Source organism: Peribacillus sp. NPDC097198 (assembly GCF_044762055.1).
GTDB lineage: Bacteria > Bacillota > Bacilli > Bacillales > DSM-1321 > Peribacillus.
Map to the genome: position 1 here is coordinate 25,616 of NZ_JBIWDO010000013.1, position 21,249 is coordinate 46,864.

Here is a 21,249-nt window from a genome sequence, read left to right on the forward strand (position 1 = left end):
CGTGGGCTATCCGGCTAATTTTTACCAATTACTTAAACAAGCAGGGAAATTCCGCCATCGACGATGATCGTTTGACCACGGATCATGCTTGATTCATCCGCTATCAAGAAGAGAATCGTGTTCACCATATCCTCCACTTCGACCATCCGTCCTGCAGGTGTTTGTTCGGCGGCTTCCGCAAGCATTTGTTCGCGGTTTGGGAATGACTTTAAGGCATCCGTATCAATGACACCGCCTGAAACCGCATTGACGCAAATGTTTCTTGGTGCCAATTCAACGGCCAAATACCTTGTCAATGCTTCGAGCGCAGCCTTTGATACTCCGACTGCAGTATAGTTTTTCAGATAGCGAATGGACCCGAGTGAACTGATGCTGACAATTTTCCCTCCGCCGTTTTTTTCCATTAGCTTTGCCGCTTCCTGGGCACAAAATAAAAGGGCTTTCGTATTGATATCCATGGTCCAGTCCCAATGTGTTTCTTCAAGCTCCATTAAAGGACGCTGTACGCCAGATGCCGCATTATTGATGAAAACATCCAAACGCCCGTAATGGGCATCGATTTCGGCGAACATGTTCTTCACTTTTGCGACATCGCCGACATTGGCCTTTACGACAAGCGCTTTTTGCCCCATGGCTTCGATTTCAGCAGCTACTTCTAATGCTTTGGACTTGCTCCGGGCATAATTAATAACAAGGTTGTACCCTTCTTTTGCAAGACGTAATGCCGTGCTTCTTCCGAGACCCTTACTGCTACCTGTAACGAGTGCTACTTTTTGTTCCATATGTTTATTCCATCCTTTCTGAGTGAACATTAAAGTATAACGAATAAAAAAGGAGTGTGTGTCTATGTATGTTGGACGAGATATGACAGAGTTGTCCATGATGGAGAAATCGGATTGGGAAAATAGCGAGCTTGCCTATTTTCATCACTCCCTTCAACAAATGGTACCTTATTTGAACCAAGAAGGACAGAGTATCCATAAGGAAATCGTTCAAGAAATCGAAAGAAGAGGCGGGCTGAAAAGACAGGAAGCCGATTACACTCATGGTACCGAGACAACCTACGATTGACTTGAATTTAATGAAAGATGCCGAAAGCAAAGCTTTTCGGCATCTTCTTTGTTGAGTTCATTCTAAAATATATTTACGTTAAGCAGTTTTTTCTTCATAAGGCAAAATTGAATTAGCCCCTATCGTTATAGGCTTTCATCATCTTTTGGTGAGAGACTGGAAATGCAAATTCCTCCATCGCCTCTTTACTCACCCACTTCAGCTGATTTTCCGCTAAGATGTCATCACCGATTGGTTCCTTCACCACTCCGGTATACGTATCCATCTTCCATACCAGATGGGAAAAGACATGTTCAATTTTGACGAGCGAATCGATTAGTTCCGGTTTGCTACCGTAAGTCTCAAGAAAACGCGCCTCAAAAAATTCCCGTTTATGTTGAAGGGTTGTGTGAATCTCGAAGTTCGGGTATTCCCAAAGGTTCGCAAGCAAGCCTTCCGACGCCCGCTTGTGAATGAGGAATTCACCTTTTTCATTCGTCAAGATCGCAGCAACGATCGGCACGTCACGAGACTTTTTCTTTTGGATCTTGACCGGCAGCTCTGACTGCACTCCCTCCTCAAATGCCAGGCAATGGCTTTGCACAGGGCATAGCAGGCAGGCTGGCTTGCCTGGCGTGCAAATGAGTGCACCCAGTTCCATCAGGGCCTGATTGAACTCAGACGTATGATTGGGATCGATTAGCTTGCGTACGGCAACCTCGAAGGTTTTCCTCGTCTTCGGCTTAGCGATGTCTTCATAGATCATCAATATCCGGGACAACACACGCATGACATTTCCATCGACGGCCGGTTCTGGCTTTCCATAGGCAATGCTTAGAATCGCTCCGGCCGTATAAGGTCCGACACCCTTCAGTTTCGAGATTTCCTCCGGGCTATCCGGTACTATCCCATTATAGGATGCTTGGACTTCCTGGACGGCACTATGCAGATTGCGGACCCTTGAATAATAACCAAGGCCTTCCCACGCTTTTAATACCTTTTCCTCATCGGCAACCGCGAATTCACCAAGAGTGGGGAACCAGTCCATAAACCGGTTAAAATACGGGATGACGGTATCCACCCTGGTTTGCTGCAGCATGATTTCAGAAACCCATACCCTGTATGGATCCTTATTTTCACGCCATGGCAAATCCCTTTGTTCTTCAAGGAACCAGTTGACCAAATCTTTCTGAAACGCTTCAATATTTACTTTTTCTATGGTTGGGATCATTATTTCTTTCGCCATTTTGTTCCTCCAAAGATGTTAACTCTTATTAAAAAAGGGAATACACCATAATGGGCATTCTTTTTTAACAGGCACTCATTTCGTTTTATTGTAAGGGGCAAGGTAAGAAAGTCAAATATATTCATTTGATTGATAATATATAAATACGGTATGATGGAAAGAAGACATATTTTTCTATATTGTGGCAGGGAGGTTTTGCTTTGGATACAGGCACTCACTTTGTCATGGGGATTGCTCTTGGAGGACTTGCCACATTAGATCCTGTTATTGCGCAAAGCCCCATTACTTTCAGTGCGGTAATGGCTGGTACGGTTTTGGGTTCGCAAGCTCCTGACATCGACACCATTCTAAAATTAAAAAATAACGCTGTTTATATACGAAATCACCGGGGAATCACGCATTCGATTCCTGCCGTGTTACTTTGGCCCCTGCTTATCAGTGGCACCCTTTACATGATCATGCCTGAGACGAATTACCTTCATTTATGGCTATGGACATTTCTGGCCGTATTCCTGCATGTTTTCGTCGATATCTTCAACGCCTATGGGACACAGGCGCTACGGCCCATTTCCTCGAATTGGGTGGCACTTGGGGTCATCAATACGTTCGACCCGTTCATCTTCGGGATCCATGTTGGCGGCTTGATATTATGGGGATATGGTTTTCCCCCTGGTTATCTATTTCTGACGATGTATGCCATACTCGTTCTTTATTATCTCGCCCGTTTCAGGGAAAGAGCATTCGTAAAGAGGGCAGTCAGACAGCAGATTCCCGGTGCACGGAAAATTCTCTTATCACCAACGATGAGCTATCACCGCTGGAGAATAGCCGTGACTGCCGAAAAGCATTATTATGTGGCCCGGGCTGATCGAGGCTACGTGACGATTCTTGATACGTTTGATCGAATCCCGCTTCCTGAAAGCAAAGTTCTTGAAGCCGCCAAGCATGATATCAATTTGGCAGCCTTTCTCTCTTTTTCCCCCGTCTACAGATGGGAAATTGAGCAGAACAAGGATTATTATGAAGTCCGGTTCATCGATTTAAGGTACCGCAGCAACGGTTATTATCCTTTTGTCGCCGTTGTTCATTTAGACGATGACTTGAATATCTTGAATTCATTTACCGGCTGGATTTTTAGTGAAGCGAAACTCAAGAAGAAATTGAATATCATTTTGTAGTACCTTCATAAGAAAAAAAGGCTGATTCCGAGGGGGAAATCCCCAATGGAATCAGCTTTTTTTAATGAATTTGGTTCTGTTGATCCAGTAAATGCTTATATTTAGGATTTTTTGCAATGAATTCGTGGAATCGTTCCCCGTAGTTGTCGATCCAAGTCTGGACAACTCGTGATGTCATTTCTTCGCCCGCATATTCATGTCCCGCTTTCGCATAGGTCGCCTCGAAATCTTCCCATAATAATTCAACCCAAGTTAGAGCCTGCTCATACGTTATGTGATCATTTTTCTCGAGCAAAATCTTGGTTAATCTTTCATGGTAATCATTCATCTAAACCACCCCGTTGCCAATATTTTTACAGACTGAATCTTACTGTTCCTTACCCATACTAGTAGAGAACAGAAACACTTTTTTACTTATTCTAATGCTTGGAGGAGAAAAACTTGAGAAATAAACAAAAAGGTTTTCCTAACCAAAACAATAATAAATTCCAAGGCGAACCTCGCGCAAAGGCGAGATATGCTTCAAAACGGGCGGATGGCAGCATCAATACACATCCACAAGAACGTATGAAAGCTTCAAGCGAAAGAACGGAATAAAGATACTACCAAAAGGAATCGGGTTCGTCACGATTCCTTTTTTTATTTCAACATCGAAATGGGCAACGCTTCCTCTTTCCCACTTCCACCTAAACGGTATCCCCAGGCAAAAACGCCATTCATATAATCAATTTTGAAGTAGACACCCGGGTCGCCTTCAACTTGATAAATTTCACCTTTTTTAAAATCATCCGGATTTAACAGATAGGCTTTAGCCATGGTCACTTTCCGTTCCAATACGGAATATTCGTTGACCATTCCCAGTTGCTCGGCTTTTCTCGCCTTTTCCGTCAGTGTGGCAATTTCTTGCTGCAGCTCGTAATCCGACATCGTGCTATATCTTACCTCGCTCATATATAAGGCTCCTTAATTAATAATATGTACTTCTATATTAAACAAAATTATGCGTTTTGGCTATGCATGTACCTTAATCGACATCAGAATCGTTCAAATAGCGGTCGATCAATTCGATGGGGAACCCTTTTCGATATAGTGCCTGCTTCATCTTCTGCTTATACTCAAAGCCTTCATAGTTCCGGTAACGGCGTTGAAGTTTTTCGGCATGATGCGTAAGCGAGGTCCATTGCTCATCCTCGTCTTTTTCCACGCCCACCTCTTCCAAGGCCTCGTGTATGATGTCCCGGGGATATCCTTTACGGGCTAATGTTTGTTCCACTTTTTGCTGTAATGCCCGTTCCGAGATATTCTTTTCTTTCCTGATCGACTTTTCGGCAAGCTTTCTTGCATGCTCCACTTGAATCTCGTGGGGGTATTCCAACAAAGCTTGTTCGATCAGCTTATCCTGAATCCCTTTTTCCTTCAGCTCCTGCTTTAGCGTGATTGGTCCTTTATTGCCACCGTTCACATGCGTCCGGACATATGCCTTGGCAAAATCGAGATCGTCGAGATAGTGAAAGCTGTACAGCTTATGTATCGCTTCTTTTATAATCGGTTCTTCGATATCCTTCTTTTTTAAATACAGGCGGACTTCCGATTCTGAACGCATGCGGTAGGATAAATAATGGAGGGCATCGGTAAACGCCTTTTGTATTTCATCATGAAACTGCACTTCGGCAAGAAGCAAATCATCGAGTACCGTGCCTTTTTTCAACTGAAACTTCAGAAGGACCTCTTCGTCCACACTGAACGCATATTTTTCATCGACAAATATATTGTAACGGTCTGTCCTTTTCTTTTGGGTCGTTATTTTGGTTATGTTCGGCATACTTTCCACCCCCTTCTTACTTTACCCGTTTCTGTGAACCTTTTCTAGACGAGCACGTCCAAAAATGAAAAAAGAACCCGAGCGTGTTACAGTGAAGGAAAGACAGAAAAAGGATGTGATTTTCATGAAAATAGCCATTGCCGGTGGAAGCGGTTTTGTCGGCTCTGCCCTTATTGACGAATTATTAAAAGAAAATCATGAATTATATATATTGACCAGGCATCCAGATAAATATGATAAGCAAGAGCATATTCATTACGTAGGCTGGCTGAGCGCAGGATCAAGCCCTGAGAGACAGTTGGAAGATCTTGATGTGTTCATCAACCTAGCCGGGGAGTCATTAAATAGCGGTCGTTGGACACAGGAACGGAAACGGACGATTGTCGAAAGCCGGGTCGAGGCTTCCAAGGAAATGAACCGGATCCTCTCCAAGCTTCCGAAAAAAATCCCGTGCCTGATCAATGCCAGCGCAGTGGGATACTATGGCATATCCGACCAGGAAACCTTTACAGAGGAATCGGATTCCATCGGGGAGGACTTTCTGGCCCGCACCGTCAAGCTATGGGAAAAAGAGGCGATGAAATCCAGCCCCTACTGCGAACGTGTCGTCCTCACAAGATTTGGCGTAATCCTGGGGGGAAAAAAAGGGGCACTCCCCATGATGACCCTCCCCTACAAACTTTTCGGCGGTGGAAAAATCGGCAAAGGTACCCAATGGCTTTCCTGGATTCATATTCAAGACGTCGCCCGTGCGGTTTCTTTTTGCATGAAGGAAAAGAATATCCAGGGACCAGTCAATTTCACAGCGCCAAACCCCGTTCAAATGGATACGTTCGGTAAAACGATTGGCGCCGTCATGAAACGGCCTCACTGGTTCCCGGTCCCTCCATTCCTTCTAAAAACCGCACTCGGCGAAATGAGCATCCTGGTCCTTGAAGGGCAAAAGGCCCTACCAAGCAAACTAATGAAGGAGGAATTCACATTCTCCTTTCCCACTCTTAAAATGGCCCTAGAAGATATTTTACATGTATGATTGAAGTTATTTGGGAAAAAATAGGACTATCACATGAATTGGAGATGATCTAAATGGCGAAAAAAACGGATAAAGAAAAAAGTTTCCTAACAAGCATGCAAGAGATCACTTACTCTCGCGAATTCAAACAAGCAGATCGAGCCGGCGGTTTTACAGAAAAGAAACCCCGTCGTTAAGTTTGGCGCTTTTTTCCGTACATGATGATCTACCATTCAACACACAATAAGCTGGAGATGATTTAAATCAAAATCATTTCCAGCTTATTTACTTTCATCGAGGGGGCGCTAACATGGGTCGAAATAACATTCACCATAATCGGGATAAAAACAAACAAAAACTGCCACAGGTACCTAAAAACCTTAAAAGTGACGGAATTGATGTCGAATTTTCTACCGAACTAGCCGACCAAGATGATATGGAGGCTCAAGCGCGCGCCAATGCCGCTGACCGTCGAGCCCATAACCGTAAATCATAGCGTTTAGAGGAGGCTGCTTATTCAGCAGCCTCCTCTTATACACACCATCTTATCCACAGCCCTGTTAATATTGTGGATATTTTCTGAATATACCGATAAATAATGGGTAATACGACACCTCTTGATTATATGAAAATAATGTAAATTATGGATAACTCTGTGGATAATGTGGATAACAAGCTATATTCCTTGAATCGTAAGCTTTTTACATGTGGATAACATTTAAAAGGAGACTCCTATGACTGGAGTCTCCTTTTCTTATTCATTCACTAATTCAACTAATGAATCGATCATCACCCATTGTTGCCTTAGACGGTATTCTGTGGATTTTTCATAAACTAATTTGCTTGCGGCAGCTTGATCGCTTTCGGCATTCACTAAACTGCGTCCTTCGAGAATGGAATGTTCATCGACGACCGCATGCCATGCAATTCGAAATGACTTACTCAATTTGTTCCCCCCATTATGTTTTCTCATGTTGTCCTTTATTTTATCGGCCACTCGGATTTTTATTTTAAGGGGAATCCTCAAATTATTGTTCTTCCACGACGTTCTCTTCCAACTGTTTGCGAAGCATGAATTTCTGGATTTTGCCACTTGCGTTTCGCGGCAGCTCCTCACAGAAAATATATCGTCGTGGACGCTTATAGTTAGCTAGCGTTATGCTATTCCTGCACCAATCCTCTAAATCCTTCTCAGTTAACGATGGATCTTTCGCCACGATAAACGCCGTCACCGTTTCTCCCCATTTATCATCTGGTTGACCGAGCACGGCACAGTCGAGAACCCCCCGATGTTCATAGAGGGTATCTTCCACTTCACGAGGGTAAACGTTCTCGCCACCCGAAATGATCATATCATCCACCCGGTCCTTGACCCATAGAAAACCGTCTTCATCAAGGAAACCGATATCCCCGGAATGGTACCACCCTTTATGAAGCGCTTTTTGGGTCTCTGGCTCTCTTTGAAAGTACCCTTGCATGATGCAAGGTCCTTTCACGAGAATTTCCCCTGTTTCCCCAGGACCCATGGCATCATCGGGATCCGCTGGCCCATCTTCATTCGGACGGGCAATGACGATTTCATGGCCACGGCATGCCTGGCCGGCTGAACCGGCTTTCCGGATTTGGTCGTCTTCCAGCAGCAAGGTGATGGCTGGACCCATTTCGGTCATCCCGTAAGCCTGGATGAACTGGATGCCCAGTTTTTCCTGGCAAGCGAGCACAAGCGTCGGGGCCATTGGGGCTGCCCCGTACAATCCAAGCTTGAGGCTTTGAATATTATAGTTCTCCAGGTTCTCCTGAAGCAGCATGTTCCACATCGTCGGGGCTGCGAATAGTTTGGTGATTCCTTCCGCTTCGATCAGCTCAAGTGCCAGCTTGGGATTGAACTGATGCATAATCACATTCTTAGCTCCGACCTGAACGCGTGGTAAAAATGAACAGTGCAATTCAGCACAATGGAACATGGGTGCGGTAATCAAACCGACGTCTTGACTTTCATATCTCATCGCCTCTGTTATTATGGCTGACTGCTCGACCATATCCTTATGAAGATGGATCACTCCCTTAGGTCTTCCAGTCGTCCCGCTCGTATACATGATGGCATAGACATCATTTTCATCCACGGCTACATCAACCGGTGTGGAAGATGCATGGATCAGTTTTTCCTGATAACTCTTGGCATAGCTAGGAACTTTCTTATCAATGAACCAGAAAGCAATGCTTGGAAAACGTTTTTCAATCGCCGCCACGGACGATTGCAACTCCTCCTCGAATATCAGCACCTTTGGCTTTGCATCACTGATGATGAAGGCCAGCTCTTCTGCCATCAATCGAAAGTTAATCGGATTAAAGACAGCCCCAATCTTGGCACAGGCAAAAAACGCGGTGGCCAGTTCTTCATTATTATATAAATAAGTAGAAACCCGGTCTCCTTTTTGGACACCTTCTGCTTGGAGCGCAGCCGCCAGTCTATTCACCTTGTCGTTCCACTGGATGTATGTATATCGGGCATTCCTTCTCACGTCGTAGATAGCTTCTTTAATGGGGAATTTTTGAACCGTCTGATCGAATATGGTGTTAATCGTAGTCGACATCTTTTTTCCTCCTCAAATACCTGCCATCATCCGGGGGATTCCTGATGATGACAGCTTTCTACTTCATCCAAACTTGACCTTCACGTGAATTTACCGATTACTCAACCTTTCGATGATTGTTGCATTGGCCATCCCATGCCCTTCACACATCGTTTGCAGTCCATAACGGCCGCCTGTCCTTTCCAGTTCATGCATCATGGATACCATCAGGCGGGCACCGCTTCCGCCAAGGGGATGTCCCAGGGCAATCGCCCCTCCGTTTGGATTCAGCTTCTGCGGGTCTGCGCCCGTTTCCTTCAACCAAGCCAGGGGTACAGGTGCAAACGCCTCATTCACTTCAAAGATATCGATATCTTCGATGGAAAGACCCGACTTTTCCAAAGCCTTTTGCGTAGCCGGAATCGGTCCCGTCAACATCAATGTCGGATCTGAGCCGACAACCACCCGCGTATGCACTTTAAAACGTGGTTTTAAACCAAGTTCTTCTGCCTTACTTCTCTCCATCAACAGTAAGGCCGCAGCCCCGTCGCTGATCTGGCTCGAGTTCCCGGCATGGATTAGACCATCTTCTTTAAAAACGGGTTTCAGTCCAGATAGGACCTCAACCGTCGTTCCAGCTCTTGGTCCTTGATCTGCCGTGACGTCAATCGGGTTGCCTTCTTTATCCGTACCTGTAACGGAAATGATTTCCCGGTCAAAATAGCCCTCTTTTTGCGCGCGTATTGCCCTCTCATGGCTTTCAACGGAAAATGCATCACATTCCTCGCGTGTGATTTCCCACTTTTCGGCGATTCGTTCAGCTGAGAGTCCTTGGTTGATCACCTCATAGTTGTCAACATACTTTTGGCTCGTAGTCGCCCCTTGGTAATTGAATCCCATCGGAACACGGGACATATTTTCCACACCACCCGCTACGACCACATCCATATCGCCTGATAGGATGGCTTGGGAAGCGAAGTGAACAGCCTGCTGGCTTGATCCGCATTGACGGTCGATGGTCGTTCCTGGCACTTCAATCGGATAACCGGCAATCAAGGCAGCCACACGGGCAATATCTCCAGCCTGCTCCCCGGCCTGTGTTACACAGCCTAAAATGACATCTTCAACGATGGCTGGGTCGATTCCTGCTTTTTCAACCAGTTTCCTTAACACTTCTCCAGCTAATTCGTCAGGACGAAAGTCCCGCAGGACCCCATTCCTTCTACCAACCGGTGTACGGATTCCCTCAACAATAACCACTTCACGCATCTAATCGCTTCCCTTCCATTCTCTTTTAGAGGCCAAGATTCTTGGCTATGATTTTTTTCATGATTTCATTGGTTCCTGCGTAAATGCTTGCTACAGGTATATCCCGGTAGCGCCTAGCAATCTTGTATTCTTCCATATAGCCATAGCCACCGTGAAGTTGCATGCATTCCGTGGATATTTTCCTGGCGGTTTCCGTCAATCTCCATTTCGCCATCGACACTTCGGTTACAACGTTTTCCCCTGCCATATGGTTTGCAATCAGTTGGTCCAGAAAAGCTCGGCCCATTTTGATTTCCGTTGCCATCTCGGCTATTTTAAACTGCGTGTTCTGGAACTGGCTCACCGATTTGCCGAATGCTTCACGACTTTTCACGTATTCAATCGTATCCGCAAGCATGTCCTCCGATGCAGCTTGGGCACAGATTGCGACCACAAGGCGTTCCTGTTGCAGTTTCTCCATTAAATAGGTGAATCCCTTGCCTTCTTCACCAAGCAGGTTTTCCTTTGGCACCCGGCAATCCTCGAAAATGAGCTCTGCTGTATCCTGACAATGCAGGCCAAGCTTTTTCAACTTCCTTCCCCGTGAGAACCCGGGTGCATCTCGTTCCACGACGATCAATGAAACGCCTTTATGCTTCGGAACAGCATTTGGATCGGTTTTACAAGCTACGATAATCAAATCGGCATGGATGCCATTTGTGATGAATGTCTTTTGCCCGTTAAGAACATAATGATCTCCATCCAAGATCGCCGTCGTTTTAATATTGGCCAAATCCGATCCCGTCCCCGGTTCCGTCATGGCGATAGCCGTAATCCTTTCCCCGGTCGTACATGCAGGAAGCCAGCGCCTTTTTTGTTCCTCGGTTCCATAGGCGGAAAGATAGGGTACCGTAATATCGCTATGAAGCCCGAAACCGATTAATCCCGAGCCCACCCTTTCCAGTTCTTCATTGATGATGACCCCAAAGCCCCAATCGACTCCTGACCCACCAAACTCTTCATCAAGATCAGGACAGAGAAAGCCTTGCTCGCCCATCTTCTCCCAGAATGACCGTGGGATGAGTCGCTCTTCTTCCCACTTTTCATAATGTGGAACCGCTTCTTTTTCTAAAAACTTCCGTAATGATTTACGGAAAATCTCGTGATCTTCTGTTAAGTAAGAATGCTTCATCTGTTCTCGCTCCTCTTTCTTTTCTCTTCTTCTATCATTACTCCGGTGTCATGGTCACCTTGGTGACATCCTGATGGCCCCGTCCAGCCGGATCGTTTCGCCATTCAGCATCGGGTTGGTTATGATGCTTTCCGTTAGCTTCGCGTATTCGTTTGGATACCCGAGCCTTGATGGGAACGGTACCGTTTTCCCAAGGGATGTCCTCGCTTCTTCCGGAAGCGAATCGAACATCGGTGTATGAAATAAGCCAGGTGCAATCGAGACGACCCGAATGCCAAAAGAAGCAAGATCCCTTGCTATCGGTAAGGTCATGCCGACGATTCCCCCTTTTGAGGCACTATAAGCAGCCTGCCCGATTTGGCCTTCAAAAGCAGCTACGGAAGCCGTATTAATGATCACGCCCCGTTCGCCCTCTTCATTCATTGGATTATGGACCATTTTCTCCGCTGCGAGACGTATGACATTAAACGTGCCGATTAAGTTGACCGTCACCACTTTTGAGAACGCTTTCAATTCATGTGTGCCTTTTCGGCTGACGACCTTCTCGGCAATGGCAATCCCCGCACAATTGACGACCGTGTTAATCGTCCCGAATGTTTCGATTCCTTGGTCCATGGCGGCTTGGACACTATCCTCTTGCGTCACATCCGTTTTAATGAACAGGACGGAATCCCCTAATTCCTCGACCAGCCTGGCCCCTTTTTCTTCCGAGAGATCAAGGATGATCGCTTTCCCGCCTTTATGGATGATGTTTCGCACCGTTGCCTCACCCAGTCCTGAAGCCCCACCTGTCACTACTGCCACTGTCTCTTGAATATTCAAGTCCTCCACCTCTTTCCCTTTGTTTTTGAAGCTTATGATTCAACCTTCAAGTTATGAAGGGTTTTCTTAAAATCATGGATCATATATTCAAAATCCCGCTTCAATTCATCAAGTTCCCTCATTCGTTCATTGATTTCTTCTAATTTCTGTCCCGCTTTTTCTATCGTTCTCTCCAGTTGCTTGACCCCTGTTCTGTCCTGCTCGAAAAGGACCACAATGTCTTTTATTTCATCCAAAGAGAACCCATACTTCTTGCCACGCATGATGATTTTAAGCTGTGCGAATTCTTTCTTTCCATATACTCTGTTCCCTGTTTCGGTCCGCCTCGGCTTTAGCATGCCTAATTCCTCATAGTAACGCAGCGTCCTCGTCGTCAATTCAAACTCTTTGGCTAACTCAGAAATCGTGTACATCCTATAACCACACTTTACAAAGGGATTATTTACCTTTATCTTACCATTGACGTTAACGTAAACTTCAACAAGTATTCATAAAATTTCATGAAATCAAAAGAAAAGGGTCGTTTTACCTGTTATACTAAAGATATATTCTTGTAAATGAAGGGATGGATCAACATGATCTGCTCGAAAATACTAGTTGCCTATGACGAATCTGAATTAGCTCTCAAGTCTTTGGAAAAAGCGATTGAATTAGCCAAGCTGGATCCAGCCATTGAAATTCATGCGATACACGCTGTAACGCTACCGATTCATCCAAGTATATATGGAAACGCTTTTCAAGAAATCGAGGAATCCATGCTGAAGTATGGAGAAGAAGTCATCTCAAAAGCGGATGCGCTATTATCGGAAATTCCGAATAAAACCCAGACATTTGTCGTGGAAGGCTCCGCCATCAAAACGTTATTGGAACATGCGAAATCCCAAAACTGCGACCTTATCATCATGGGTAGCCGCGGCTTAAGCGGGTTCAAGGAATTCCTGGGAAGCGTCAGTCATTATATCGTGCAGAACTCCCCGGTACCCGTCTTATTGGTTAAGTGATTACATAGTACGACTCGTTTTCAAAAAAGCTGGGCTCCTTGAGACCAGCTTTTCTGCTAGCTTGACAATAGGATGTAAACGGCAAAGAGATTCTTATTTTACAAACCCTTATTTCTATGGGTAAAATGAAAGTACTTTGAAGAGATAAGCAGGTGAAGCGATGGATATTAAGCATTTACAATACTTCATAGAAGTGACTAATTTTAACAGTTTCACTCGGGCAGCCGATCATTTATTCATTACTCAGCCGACCATCAGTAAAATGATCAAGAACCTGGAAACCGAACTTGGTGTTGAACTTTTCGATCGTTCCCGCAAGCAACTCGCTCTGACCGATGCCGGTCGGGTCGTATTAGAGCAGGCAAAATTGATTGATAAAGCCTTTCATAACTTGGAAACAGAAATGGATAATTTATTAGGCCTTAAAAAGGGACATATACGAATCGGTTTACCCCCGATTATCGATGCCTCTTTCTTCCCCCGAATTCTTAGCCGTTTTCATGAGGATTATCCCAATATCACCTTTCAATTGGTTGAAGATGGTTCAAAAAAAATTGAAGAGTCCGTTCAAAATGACCAACTGGATATAGGCGTAATCGTCCTGCCGACCAACACCGTTCTATTTCACCATTTTGCATTTTTAGAAGAAGACATCAAGTTGATCGTTCATCCCTCTCACCCACTTGCTTCCGAGGATGAAATCGATTTGATAGATCTTCAACATGAGTCCTTTATCTTATTCAATAAGGATTATGTTTTGCGTGACCTCATCATTTCATCTTGTAAGGAATCAGGTTTTTCTCCACACATCGTTACCGAAAGCTCTCGATGGGACTTTATAGAAGAAATGGTTTTCTGCAAGCTTGGCATCGCCCTTTTACCAGAAAGCCTCTGTCGGTTGGATAGTCGTGTTAAGACCATCAAGGTTAAAAATCCATCACTGAGCTGGAACTTGGCATTCATTTGGAGTAAGGATCAATACCTTTCATACGCCGCAAAGGAATGGCTGAAATATACAAAGGAAGCGTTGGCTAAAAAAGAGTGATCATACACCTTCAATAAGAAAATAATGTAAGCACTATCATAGATATGAGTTATCTTCATGATAACATCTAACCATTTTACTTTATTTACTTGCCGAGTTAGACTTGGTAGTGAGTAAAAAGCACTGCAATACCGATATATCGATATTTTCTGAAAGGAGATATTTATGATCACTTTATCTAGTGTCGATGAGTTACAAGCAACCGAAGAAGCGTTGGAAAAAATTAAATATTCATACCCCGAATTATTTAAAAAACTGCTTCATGTCGTTGCCTTAACACGAGCTTTCCAATTTAAATATCAATTTATGGGCACATTAATCATGGATGAAAACCCTAACGAATACACCCCTGAATTCGTTATGCCCTCCGTTATCACTTTATATAAAGAGGAAGTTCAAAAGTTAAAGAATGATCCGAATATCGAGGTTCTTCGACAAACCCTCTCCCAAAATGAAAATATTGGATATGCGAAAATCAGTATGCTAGTGCTCGGTAAAAGCCCTGAATCACTTTTAGGCGCTTCATACATTAAATAATACCCCCTGATATGTTCCTAAAAAAACCTCCCGTTTTCGGAAGGTTTTTTTCTTTAGCTATACGTCAAAGGACTTTACTCAAAAATGCCTTCGTTCTTTCCTGCTGCGGATTGTCAAAAATCTCGCTAGGCACATTTTCCTCAACGATCAACCCTTCATCCATGAATATCACTCGATCCCCAACTTCTTTTGCAAATCCCATTTCATGTGTCACCACAACCATCGTCATGCCTTCTTTCGCCAATTGCTTCATGACTTCAAGCACTTCACCGACCATTTCCGGGTCTAGAGCGGATGTCGGTTCATCAAACAACATGATCTTTGGGCCCATAGCTAGAGACCTAGCAATGGCTACACGTTGCTTTTGCCCTCCTGACAAAGAGTCCGGATAGGCGTTCGCTTTATCCGAAAGGCCCACCTTATTAAGCAATTCCATGCCCGTCTTTGCTGCCTGTTCCTTGGAAACTTTACGCACTTTTATCGGCGCAAGCATGATATTTTCAAGAACCGTTTTATGCGGGAATAAGTTAAAATGCTGAAAGACCATGCCGACTTCCGTACGGATTTTATTGATATCGACTTTCTTATCCGTCGTATCAAGCCCCTCAATGTAAATGTGGCCACCCGTTATCGTCTCTAGCTGATTGATGCATCTTAGGAAAGTGGATTTCCCAGATCCCGACGGACCAATGACCACGACGACTTCCTGTGGGGCAACGGTTGCACTGATATTCTTCAATACCTCATTGTCACCAAATGACTTATTTAAATTTTCCACCTTGATCATTCTGTTTTCAACCTACTTTCAAGTCTATTTAGTACGAAACTTAGAACGAGCGTCAGGCAAAGATAGATGAAGGCACAGGCCAAATATGGCTCCCATACTTTAAAATACTGACTGCCCATCGCTTTTCCCCAATACATCAATTCCGGGGCAGCAATGACACAAACCAAGGAAGAATCTTTCAATAATACGATGAATTCATTACCTAGAGGAGGAATCATGCGTTTGAATGCTTGTGGAAGGACAACGGAAATCATGGATTGAGTGTGCGTCAAACCTAAAGAACGTGCCCCTTCCATTTGTCCTTTATCAATGGATTGAATTCCGGCCCTGAATATTTCAGCAATATATGCCGCTGCATTTAAAGAAAGTGCAATGACTCCCGCTGCGACGGCATTCGTTTCGCCGGTAAAGAAAGGAACCACCCCAAAGTGGATCAAGAAAATCTGGACCAGTAATGGTGTCCCCCGGAAAACCGTGACATAGCAGTAAAATGGAAAGGCGAGCCATTTATTTCTTACAATCTTCCCTAATCCAATCAGCAATCCAAGAAACGTCCCGATTAGAATCGAAGAAACGGATAGACCAATCGTAAGCAACGTCCCCTTCAATAAGAAAGGCGCATATTCAAAAATAATATCCCAACGAAAACCCATTCTATGTACCTCCTAAAGTCAAAAAAAACTGCGTAACTTCACACGTAAAGTTACGCAATTTTTCTCATAACCTATATTATTGTTGTGCTTTTACCGTCTCGATATCTGGATCTGTGCCAAACTGTTTTTTATAGATTTCGGCGTACTTGCCATTATCGAGCATGGTATTGATCGCTTTATCGAAATCGGCCTTTAACTCACTGCCTTTAGGGAATAGGACTCCATAAAACTCCTCTTCAAAGCTGCTGCTGTCTTCCACGACCTTCAACTTTTGATCAGGATTATTTTTTACGTACTCTTCAACGACCGTATTATCCGCCACGACCGCTTCAGCCCCACCCTTGAGCAATTCCTGAATGGCTAAGTTATTATTCTCGAATTTCTTGATATCTTTATGGTTTTTCCCAAGAAGGGCTTCCACCGCTTCTTGACCCGTTGTACCTGTTTGGACAGCTATCTTCTTCCCTTTCAGATCTTCTCCCGATGCCACATCACTTTTTTCGGGAACCAAGATTTTATTAGTGGAAAGGAAATAAGGAACCGAAAAATCATACGATTGTTTTCTTTCATCATTCACTGTAATTGCCGATACAGCTAAATCTGCTCTTTTTGATTCAATCTCCACAAAAATCGGATCCCAGCCTACATGCTCAATCTCGACTTTATACCCAGCTTCCTTCGCTACGGCATTGATAAAGTCAACATCGAATCCGACGATTTTATCACCTTCGAGGTATTCAAAAGGCGCATATGCCGCATCCGTCACGACTCTAAGCGTCTTTTCCTTCGGCCCTTCATCACTTGTAGTGGAAACTTCCTTTTCCTTGCCACATCCTGTCATGATCAAAAGCAAAGAAGATATCACGACCAACATGTATACAGATACCCTTTTCAACATAATCCCCTCTTTTCTCCCGTAAACTCTCACTCAAAGTAGTCTAATAATTTAGATTTGAATGATTATTCAGTATTTTTTACTTAAAAATAGTATACGTTTTTTTGAGTTTTCATGCAATAAAAAGTAAAAAAATAACTTTAGTAGAATACAAGTTTATTACAGTAAATGACAAAACCAAGTATCATAATGGACTTTGAACATGTGAATAATCGATTCATCTTCTTTTTCCATAAAAAATAGAAAATTATATTGAAAACGAATATAAAAAAATAAGCAACCACCCATTTAGAGGGTTGCTGCTTATTATGGTTCGTCCAGTGCACGGTTAGTTTCTTCATCAATATCTAACATATCCAATAGGAAGATAAAGATTGGTATCCCGATGATCAATCCCCAAATTCCAAGGAAGTGTTCGGAAAACAGTAAGATCATAAACGTGAAGAACGTAGGAAGATTTGTTTTGGCCGACATGAATTTCGGGTTCAGAATATAGCTTTCAAGCGCATGAATCACCACAATCATGATCAACACTGCAATGACCTTTGGCATGCCTCCAATACTATAGGCAATCATGCTTAGTGGAATCAAGGAAATAATGACCCCAGCCACTGGAATCAAACCAAGGAAGAAAATCATGATCCCCAAACCAATTAACTGTGGAAAACCAAGAATCCATAAGAACGCAACGGATAGAATGGCATTCGTAATGGCAATTAGGAATTGAACCTCAATGACTTTTCCGAATGAGTTAACGAACTTCACACCGAAATGTCCAATATTAATGAAGAAGGAATTGAATTTCCCCCGCTTAAACTTGGAAGTGAAGCGGATGATTTTATCCTTTTCCAACAAGAAAAACAAGCTAAGCAGTATAGAAATGAAGATTTGAAACGCCAGTTTTCCAAAGTCAGATATATAAAGATAGAGCGTATTCATCTGCTTTTGAAGATCCAGAGGTGATTCAAGTTCATTCATTAAACTAATGGCATATTGAATGACCTTGCTATCAGGCGGATGTTGAAAGAAGAATACAATCTGCGTAATCAGCTCAGTAAATTGTGTCGTAATAACCGGCAAGTACTTATAAAGGACGATAGCTAAAGAAGCAATGAACACTATATAAATGAAACTTATGACCACTTTGGAATTGATGGGCATCACTTTTTTCAGATGAAGCATGATGAATTGTTCAAGCCTTCCCATCAGGAAAGTGAAAACAAATGTGAATAAAACGATATTGACCATACTTCCGATGCTTACAAGAAATAAAAACAGCACAAGTAAGGTAATGAATCTTGAAAATCCTTCGCTTTGTAAATACTCTTTTACCACTTACCTATCTCCTATCTACCATTTTGCCGTAATCTATCTTTGTATTTATTATTTTACACGGAATGGAGGAAATCTACTACAAATACCTTCCAAAAAATAATAATTCGAAATATCTTGCCCGGACTCCCTCAAAAGCCCCGGCTTTGTATTAACTATAACCGGTACAAAAAAGGGATGCACCTATTATGCATCCCAATCAAGAAGACTTAGTCTTCGTCCTTAATGTCTAGATCTTCCGGAATCGGTTCATTCGCCAATTCTTCGACTAACATTTTATATTTCTCCAGCTGTTCAAAGTGCGTCTTGAACTGGTCCTTATAGATCAATACTACACCCTCGCCGTCATCCACCACTCTAATTTTTCCTTGTAAGATTAAACTTTCGACATATGGTATGGACACCGATAAGTAATCAGCCGTTTCCTCTACTGTTAAATACACGTTTTCGTCACTCCTACTACTATCTTTATAGCTATTATACCAGTAGTTCACTTTTTCTGCTTTTCTCCTATTGCCCAATATCCTCCGTCCATTTGAAAAGGGCCTTTCCCAGATTGAGAAAGGCCCTTCTATTATTTCACTGTCACTTTGACCGTTTTGGCATTTCCGGCCTTATCGGTTGCCACAACCGATAACTTTGTCTTTTTCTTTTGTTTTTTCATCGTCACTTTATATTTGCCATTTTTATCGGCTGTCGCCTTTCCGAGAACCTTGGATCCCACTTTAACCTGCACGGTTGCTTTGGCCTCTGTTTTACCGGAAACCGATTTACTTGAACTCGTCACTGCGCTGACTGTAAGCATTTTGGGTGCCGTCACGTCTTTTACCGTCGTTTTGACCGGGGTGGTCTGGTACTCTTTTCCACCCACGGTTCCTGTAGACCAAACAGAGACTTTGGTTCCGGCTTTTTGTTTACCAATCGTGACAGAATACTTGCCGTTCGCTTTTATCTTTGTTCCCTTTTTATTGACAACTTTATTATTGACCTTCACATATACTGTGGTATTCGGTTCAGCTTCCCCGCTTATCTTTGTATCCTTATCCCCGACCTTTTTGATGGTCGGCCCAGACATGGTTGCACCTACTGCGTATTCTTCCTGGCTTTTTAAACTCCCTGTGTCTTTCACTTTAATATAATATGTTCCCGGAGATACGGAATAGAGTTGAGTATCCGCTTGATCTACACGGTTGGAACTTTCCAGGCTCACCGCTTTATTCTTGGCATTATATAAAGAAAAGTCTAGCGAACTATTAAACTCCGTAGCAGCGACCACATATAAGAAACCATAATGCTTCACTTTGATTTTATAGTAATCTACATCGTTCGCTTTATTGAAAATCCCCAAACCAAATTGTTTCAGGCTTATTGAGTTAGACTTTTTAATCGTATTATTCGGTTCTTTTTCAATGAGATACTCACTTGCCATCTTCTTGTATGACTGATTATGTACACGCTCGAAAGGACTTTTCAGGCCTGTTCCCTTTTCAACTGAAACTGTAGCGGCTCCTACCGCCCCTAAATTAAGCGAAAATAGACTGAATACCAATGCCAGAATAAAAACAAATGATTTTTTCATAGTTCTCTCCCTTTTTAATAAAGTAAAAGATTTTCTTCTTTTCCCTTGTCTCTACCCACACGCAAAAAGAAGATAAACCCTCTTTTACCAAAATATACTAATAATTACTCTGTGCGTAAAGGGACTAAAGCCTGATATGTCCACCTTATTTCCTGGTTCGTAAATATCAAGGAAAAAAAATGCGTTTAACCTTATAAATCAAACCCATAAAATGTAAAATAGTGTTAATGTAGGAGTTCTATAGACTAGGAGGATTGAAAAAATGACCTTACTTTATGTCATGCTTGCAGCCATTTTCGCGATCATTGTGGTTATCTTGGTAAAGCGGAGAAGTGAGCCGGTCAGAATGGAACGGTATCAGCAAGAATTCCGGAGAAGGTATGAGGAGACGTTGGACATAGGCGGGAATGCTATCGTATCGGAAGCCTTAATAGAAAAGCTAAATCAAGCCATGGAAATCGAGTATATGGAAAAGGTCAATACCGATTTCCGTATGAGACACCCACGTTATACACAGGGGAATGTCAACGAGTTATGGCGGGAATTAAAACGGTACTTCATCATGACGGCCGTGTTCGGTAAAATGGAAATGTTTCATGCCACCGTCGATGAACTCTGGCATATCATGCTGGATGATAAACAGAAATATGATAGGTTCTGTCGGGACTTCCTTGGCCAGATGATCCTACATCATCCCCACACAGAGCCTGTCTTTAAACCAGAGGAACGGACACTGTTCGACTTTTACTATGTCCAGCTGTTCACTATTGATTCGCCCTCGATTCTAACTTGGGGAAAGTTCTTCAAACATGATAAAGCAACCTCCTTGCTCCACGATTTCGAAACACTGGAAGTTGACCAGTTAAAGGAAAAATACATGCGAAAACCGACGAGTGTGGAAGCGGAAGAAACTTTTGATAGGTTCTCGGGCCTCATAAAAAGTGACCGCACAGAACGGAGTGTGGATTGGCAAAAACGGTACAATCAAATGGATTATGCTGCACCCGCTTACTTCATTTATGCAAGTGCGGATGCATGTGATTCGGACTTCAAGCATCTGTTTGGTGACGATCCCGCTCACGGTTCCCATTCTGGAAATGTAGGTACCGACAGTCATGGCAGTGTTCATGATAGTGGATCTGATTCCTCGAGTTGTTCTTCCTGTAGCTCGTGCTCTTCATAAAAACAGCACCACCGTTTGTTAGATGGTATCTAGGTGCTGAACACTCTTTGTCCAATCAATAAAGTACCCGTTACCATTTCACCTTCCCCAACCC

At 43.3% G+C, this 21,249-nt stretch carries 27 protein-coding genes; 10 read left to right on the top strand and 17 right to left on the bottom strand.

Translation table 11 applies throughout. From position 1 onward, the window contains the following. Window positions 1-32 precede the first annotated feature (32 nt). The gene (fabL, locus tag ACIQXQ_RS18115) at window positions 33-782 is read right to left on the bottom strand and encodes an enoyl-[acyl-carrier-protein] reductase FabL (RefSeq protein WP_402959304.1); all 750 of its coding nucleotides are present in this window, start codon (window positions 780-782) and stop codon (window positions 33-35) included. 64 nt (window positions 783-846) lie between these two features. Here fabL and ACIQXQ_RS18120 point away from each other — a divergent pair, with 64 nt between their 5' ends. After that, window positions 847-1,071, top strand: a complete 225-nt coding sequence (locus tag ACIQXQ_RS18120; RefSeq protein WP_402871421.1) for a hypothetical protein — start codon at window positions 847-849, stop codon at window positions 1,069-1,071. A gap of 112 nt (window positions 1,072-1,183) precedes the next feature. Here ACIQXQ_RS18120 and mutY read toward each other — a convergent pair whose 3' ends face one another. Next, on the bottom strand, window positions 1,184-2,296 hold the full coding sequence (gene mutY / locus ACIQXQ_RS18125) for an A/G-specific adenine glycosylase (RefSeq protein WP_402871422.1): 1,113 nt from the start codon (window positions 2,294-2,296) through the stop codon (window positions 1,184-1,186). Between the two features lie 200 nt (window positions 2,297-2,496). Between mutY and ACIQXQ_RS18130 the strand changes: the two genes are divergently transcribed. Next, a complete protein-coding gene (locus tag ACIQXQ_RS18130; RefSeq protein ID WP_402871425.1) occupies window positions 2,497-3,474 on the top strand; it encodes a metal-dependent hydrolase in 978 nt (325 codons plus the stop codon). Window positions 3,475-3,535: 61 nt separating this feature from the next. Here ACIQXQ_RS18130 and ACIQXQ_RS18135 read toward each other — a convergent pair whose 3' ends face one another. Continuing rightward, window positions 3,536-3,802 (bottom strand): YfhJ family protein, encoded by a 267-nt coding sequence (locus ACIQXQ_RS18135; RefSeq protein WP_402871428.1) that lies wholly within the window; start codon window positions 3,800-3,802, stop codon window positions 3,536-3,538. Between the two features lie 113 nt (window positions 3,803-3,915). On the opposite strand from ACIQXQ_RS18135, the gene ACIQXQ_RS18140 reads away from it, so the two are divergent. Beyond that, window positions 3,916-4,071, top strand: coding sequence for a small, acid-soluble spore protein K (locus ACIQXQ_RS18140; protein WP_402871431.1), 156 nt, complete (start codon window positions 3,916-3,918; stop codon window positions 4,069-4,071). 42 nt (window positions 4,072-4,113) lie between these two features. Here the strand turns inward: ACIQXQ_RS18140 and ACIQXQ_RS18145 are convergent, their stop codons facing one another. Both ACIQXQ_RS18145 and recX read right to left on the bottom strand, forming a co-directional pair. Continuing rightward, window positions 4,114-4,425, bottom strand: coding sequence for a YfhH family protein (locus ACIQXQ_RS18145; RefSeq protein ID WP_402871434.1), 312 nt, complete (start codon window positions 4,423-4,425; stop codon window positions 4,114-4,116). A 73-nt stretch (window positions 4,426-4,498) separates the two neighbouring features. Next, window positions 4,499-5,296, bottom strand: coding sequence for a recombination regulator RecX (gene recX / locus ACIQXQ_RS18150; protein WP_402871436.1), 798 nt, complete (start codon window positions 5,294-5,296; stop codon window positions 4,499-4,501). Between the two features lie 124 nt (window positions 5,297-5,420). On the opposite strand from recX, the gene ACIQXQ_RS18155 reads away from it, so the two are divergent. The 3 genes from ACIQXQ_RS18155 to ACIQXQ_RS18165 all read left to right on the top strand — a co-directional run bounded on the left by ACIQXQ_RS18155 (window position 5,421) and on the right by ACIQXQ_RS18165 (window position 6,804). After that, the gene (locus tag ACIQXQ_RS18155) at window positions 5,421-6,329 is read left to right on the top strand and encodes a TIGR01777 family oxidoreductase (protein ID WP_402959342.1); all 909 of its coding nucleotides are present in this window, start codon (window positions 5,421-5,423) and stop codon (window positions 6,327-6,329) included. A gap of 53 nt (window positions 6,330-6,382) precedes the next feature. After that, a complete protein-coding gene (locus ACIQXQ_RS18160; RefSeq protein ID WP_402871438.1) occupies window positions 6,383-6,505 on the top strand; it encodes a YfhE family protein in 123 nt (40 codons plus the stop codon). A gap of 113 nt (window positions 6,506-6,618) precedes the next feature. Beyond that, the gene (locus tag ACIQXQ_RS18165) at window positions 6,619-6,804 is read left to right on the top strand and encodes a YfhD family protein (RefSeq protein ID WP_402871439.1); all 186 of its coding nucleotides are present in this window, start codon (window positions 6,619-6,621) and stop codon (window positions 6,802-6,804) included. Between the two features lie 258 nt (window positions 6,805-7,062). Here ACIQXQ_RS18165 and ACIQXQ_RS18170 read toward each other — a convergent pair whose 3' ends face one another. From ACIQXQ_RS18170 to ACIQXQ_RS18195, 6 genes are all read right to left on the bottom strand, one after another. Further along, window positions 7,063-7,254 (bottom strand): hypothetical protein, encoded by a 192-nt coding sequence (locus tag ACIQXQ_RS18170; RefSeq protein WP_402871442.1) that lies wholly within the window; start codon window positions 7,252-7,254, stop codon window positions 7,063-7,065. Window positions 7,255-7,336: 82 nt separating this feature from the next. Next, a complete protein-coding gene (locus tag ACIQXQ_RS18175) occupies window positions 7,337-8,902 on the bottom strand; it encodes a fatty acid--CoA ligase (protein ID WP_402959306.1) in 1,566 nt (521 codons plus the stop codon). Between the two features lie 90 nt (window positions 8,903-8,992). Next, window positions 8,993-10,150, bottom strand: a complete 1,158-nt coding sequence (locus tag ACIQXQ_RS18180) for a thiolase family protein (RefSeq protein ID WP_402959308.1) — start codon at window positions 10,148-10,150, stop codon at window positions 8,993-8,995. 25 nt (window positions 10,151-10,175) lie between these two features. Then, a complete protein-coding gene (locus ACIQXQ_RS18185; protein ID WP_402871450.1) occupies window positions 10,176-11,321 on the bottom strand; it encodes an acyl-CoA dehydrogenase family protein in 1,146 nt (381 codons plus the stop codon). 54 nt (window positions 11,322-11,375) lie between these two features. Further along, window positions 11,376-12,143 (bottom strand): 3-hydroxyacyl-CoA dehydrogenase, encoded by a 768-nt coding sequence (locus ACIQXQ_RS18190; protein ID WP_402871453.1) that lies wholly within the window; start codon window positions 12,141-12,143, stop codon window positions 11,376-11,378. Between the two features lie 32 nt (window positions 12,144-12,175). After that, on the bottom strand, window positions 12,176-12,556 hold the full coding sequence (locus ACIQXQ_RS18195) for a MerR family transcriptional regulator (protein ID WP_402959310.1): 381 nt from the start codon (window positions 12,554-12,556) through the stop codon (window positions 12,176-12,178). 162 nt (window positions 12,557-12,718) lie between these two features. Here ACIQXQ_RS18195 and ACIQXQ_RS18200 point away from each other — a divergent pair, with 162 nt between their 5' ends. From ACIQXQ_RS18200 to ACIQXQ_RS18210, 3 genes are all read left to right on the top strand, one after another. Then, window positions 12,719-13,144 carry a universal stress protein gene (locus ACIQXQ_RS18200; protein ID WP_402871457.1) on the top strand — a complete coding sequence of 142 codons (426 nt, stop codon included), beginning with the start codon at window positions 12,719-12,721 and terminating at the stop codon, window positions 13,142-13,144. Between the two features lie 160 nt (window positions 13,145-13,304). Further along, window positions 13,305-14,189: a cidABC operon transcriptional activator CidR gene (cidR, locus tag ACIQXQ_RS18205; RefSeq protein ID WP_402871459.1), complete on the top strand. Its 885-nt coding sequence runs from the start codon at window positions 13,305-13,307 to the stop codon at window positions 14,187-14,189. Window positions 14,190-14,354: 165 nt separating this feature from the next. Next, window positions 14,355-14,726 (top strand): hypothetical protein, encoded by a 372-nt coding sequence (locus tag ACIQXQ_RS18210; protein ID WP_402959312.1) that lies wholly within the window; start codon window positions 14,355-14,357, stop codon window positions 14,724-14,726. Between the two features lie 64 nt (window positions 14,727-14,790). Here the strand turns inward: ACIQXQ_RS18210 and ACIQXQ_RS18215 are convergent, their stop codons facing one another. From ACIQXQ_RS18215 to ACIQXQ_RS18240, 6 genes are all read right to left on the bottom strand, one after another. Next, window positions 14,791-15,513: an amino acid ABC transporter ATP-binding protein gene (locus ACIQXQ_RS18215; protein WP_402871463.1), complete on the bottom strand. Its 723-nt coding sequence runs from the start codon at window positions 15,511-15,513 to the stop codon at window positions 14,791-14,793. Next, complete coding sequence (locus tag ACIQXQ_RS18220) at window positions 15,510-16,166, bottom strand: amino acid ABC transporter permease (protein WP_402871465.1); 657 nt, start codon at window positions 16,164-16,166, stop codon at window positions 15,510-15,512. Before ACIQXQ_RS18220 ends, ACIQXQ_RS18215 begins: the two co-directional genes overlap by 4 nt. A 76-nt stretch (window positions 16,167-16,242) precedes the next feature. Next, window positions 16,243-17,061, bottom strand: coding sequence for a basic amino acid ABC transporter substrate-binding protein (locus tag ACIQXQ_RS18225; protein WP_402959314.1), 819 nt, complete (start codon window positions 17,059-17,061; stop codon window positions 16,243-16,245). A 306-nt stretch (window positions 17,062-17,367) separates the two neighbouring features. Further along, complete coding sequence (locus ACIQXQ_RS18230) at window positions 17,368-18,396, bottom strand: AI-2E family transporter (RefSeq protein WP_402871469.1); 1,029 nt, start codon at window positions 18,394-18,396, stop codon at window positions 17,368-17,370. Window positions 18,397-18,602: 206 nt separating this feature from the next. After that, window positions 18,603-18,836, bottom strand: coding sequence for an excisionase family DNA-binding protein (locus ACIQXQ_RS18235; protein WP_402871471.1), 234 nt, complete (start codon window positions 18,834-18,836; stop codon window positions 18,603-18,605). 131 nt (window positions 18,837-18,967) lie between these two features. Further along, complete coding sequence (locus tag ACIQXQ_RS18240; protein ID WP_402959316.1) at window positions 18,968-19,972, bottom strand: Ig-like domain-containing protein; 1,005 nt, start codon at window positions 19,970-19,972, stop codon at window positions 18,968-18,970. Between the two features lie 262 nt (window positions 19,973-20,234). Here ACIQXQ_RS18240 and ACIQXQ_RS18245 point away from each other — a divergent pair, with 262 nt between their 5' ends. Continuing rightward, a complete protein-coding gene (locus ACIQXQ_RS18245) occupies window positions 20,235-21,155 on the top strand; it encodes a glycine-rich domain-containing protein (protein ID WP_402959318.1) in 921 nt (306 codons plus the stop codon). Window positions 21,156-21,249 lie beyond the last annotated feature (94 nt).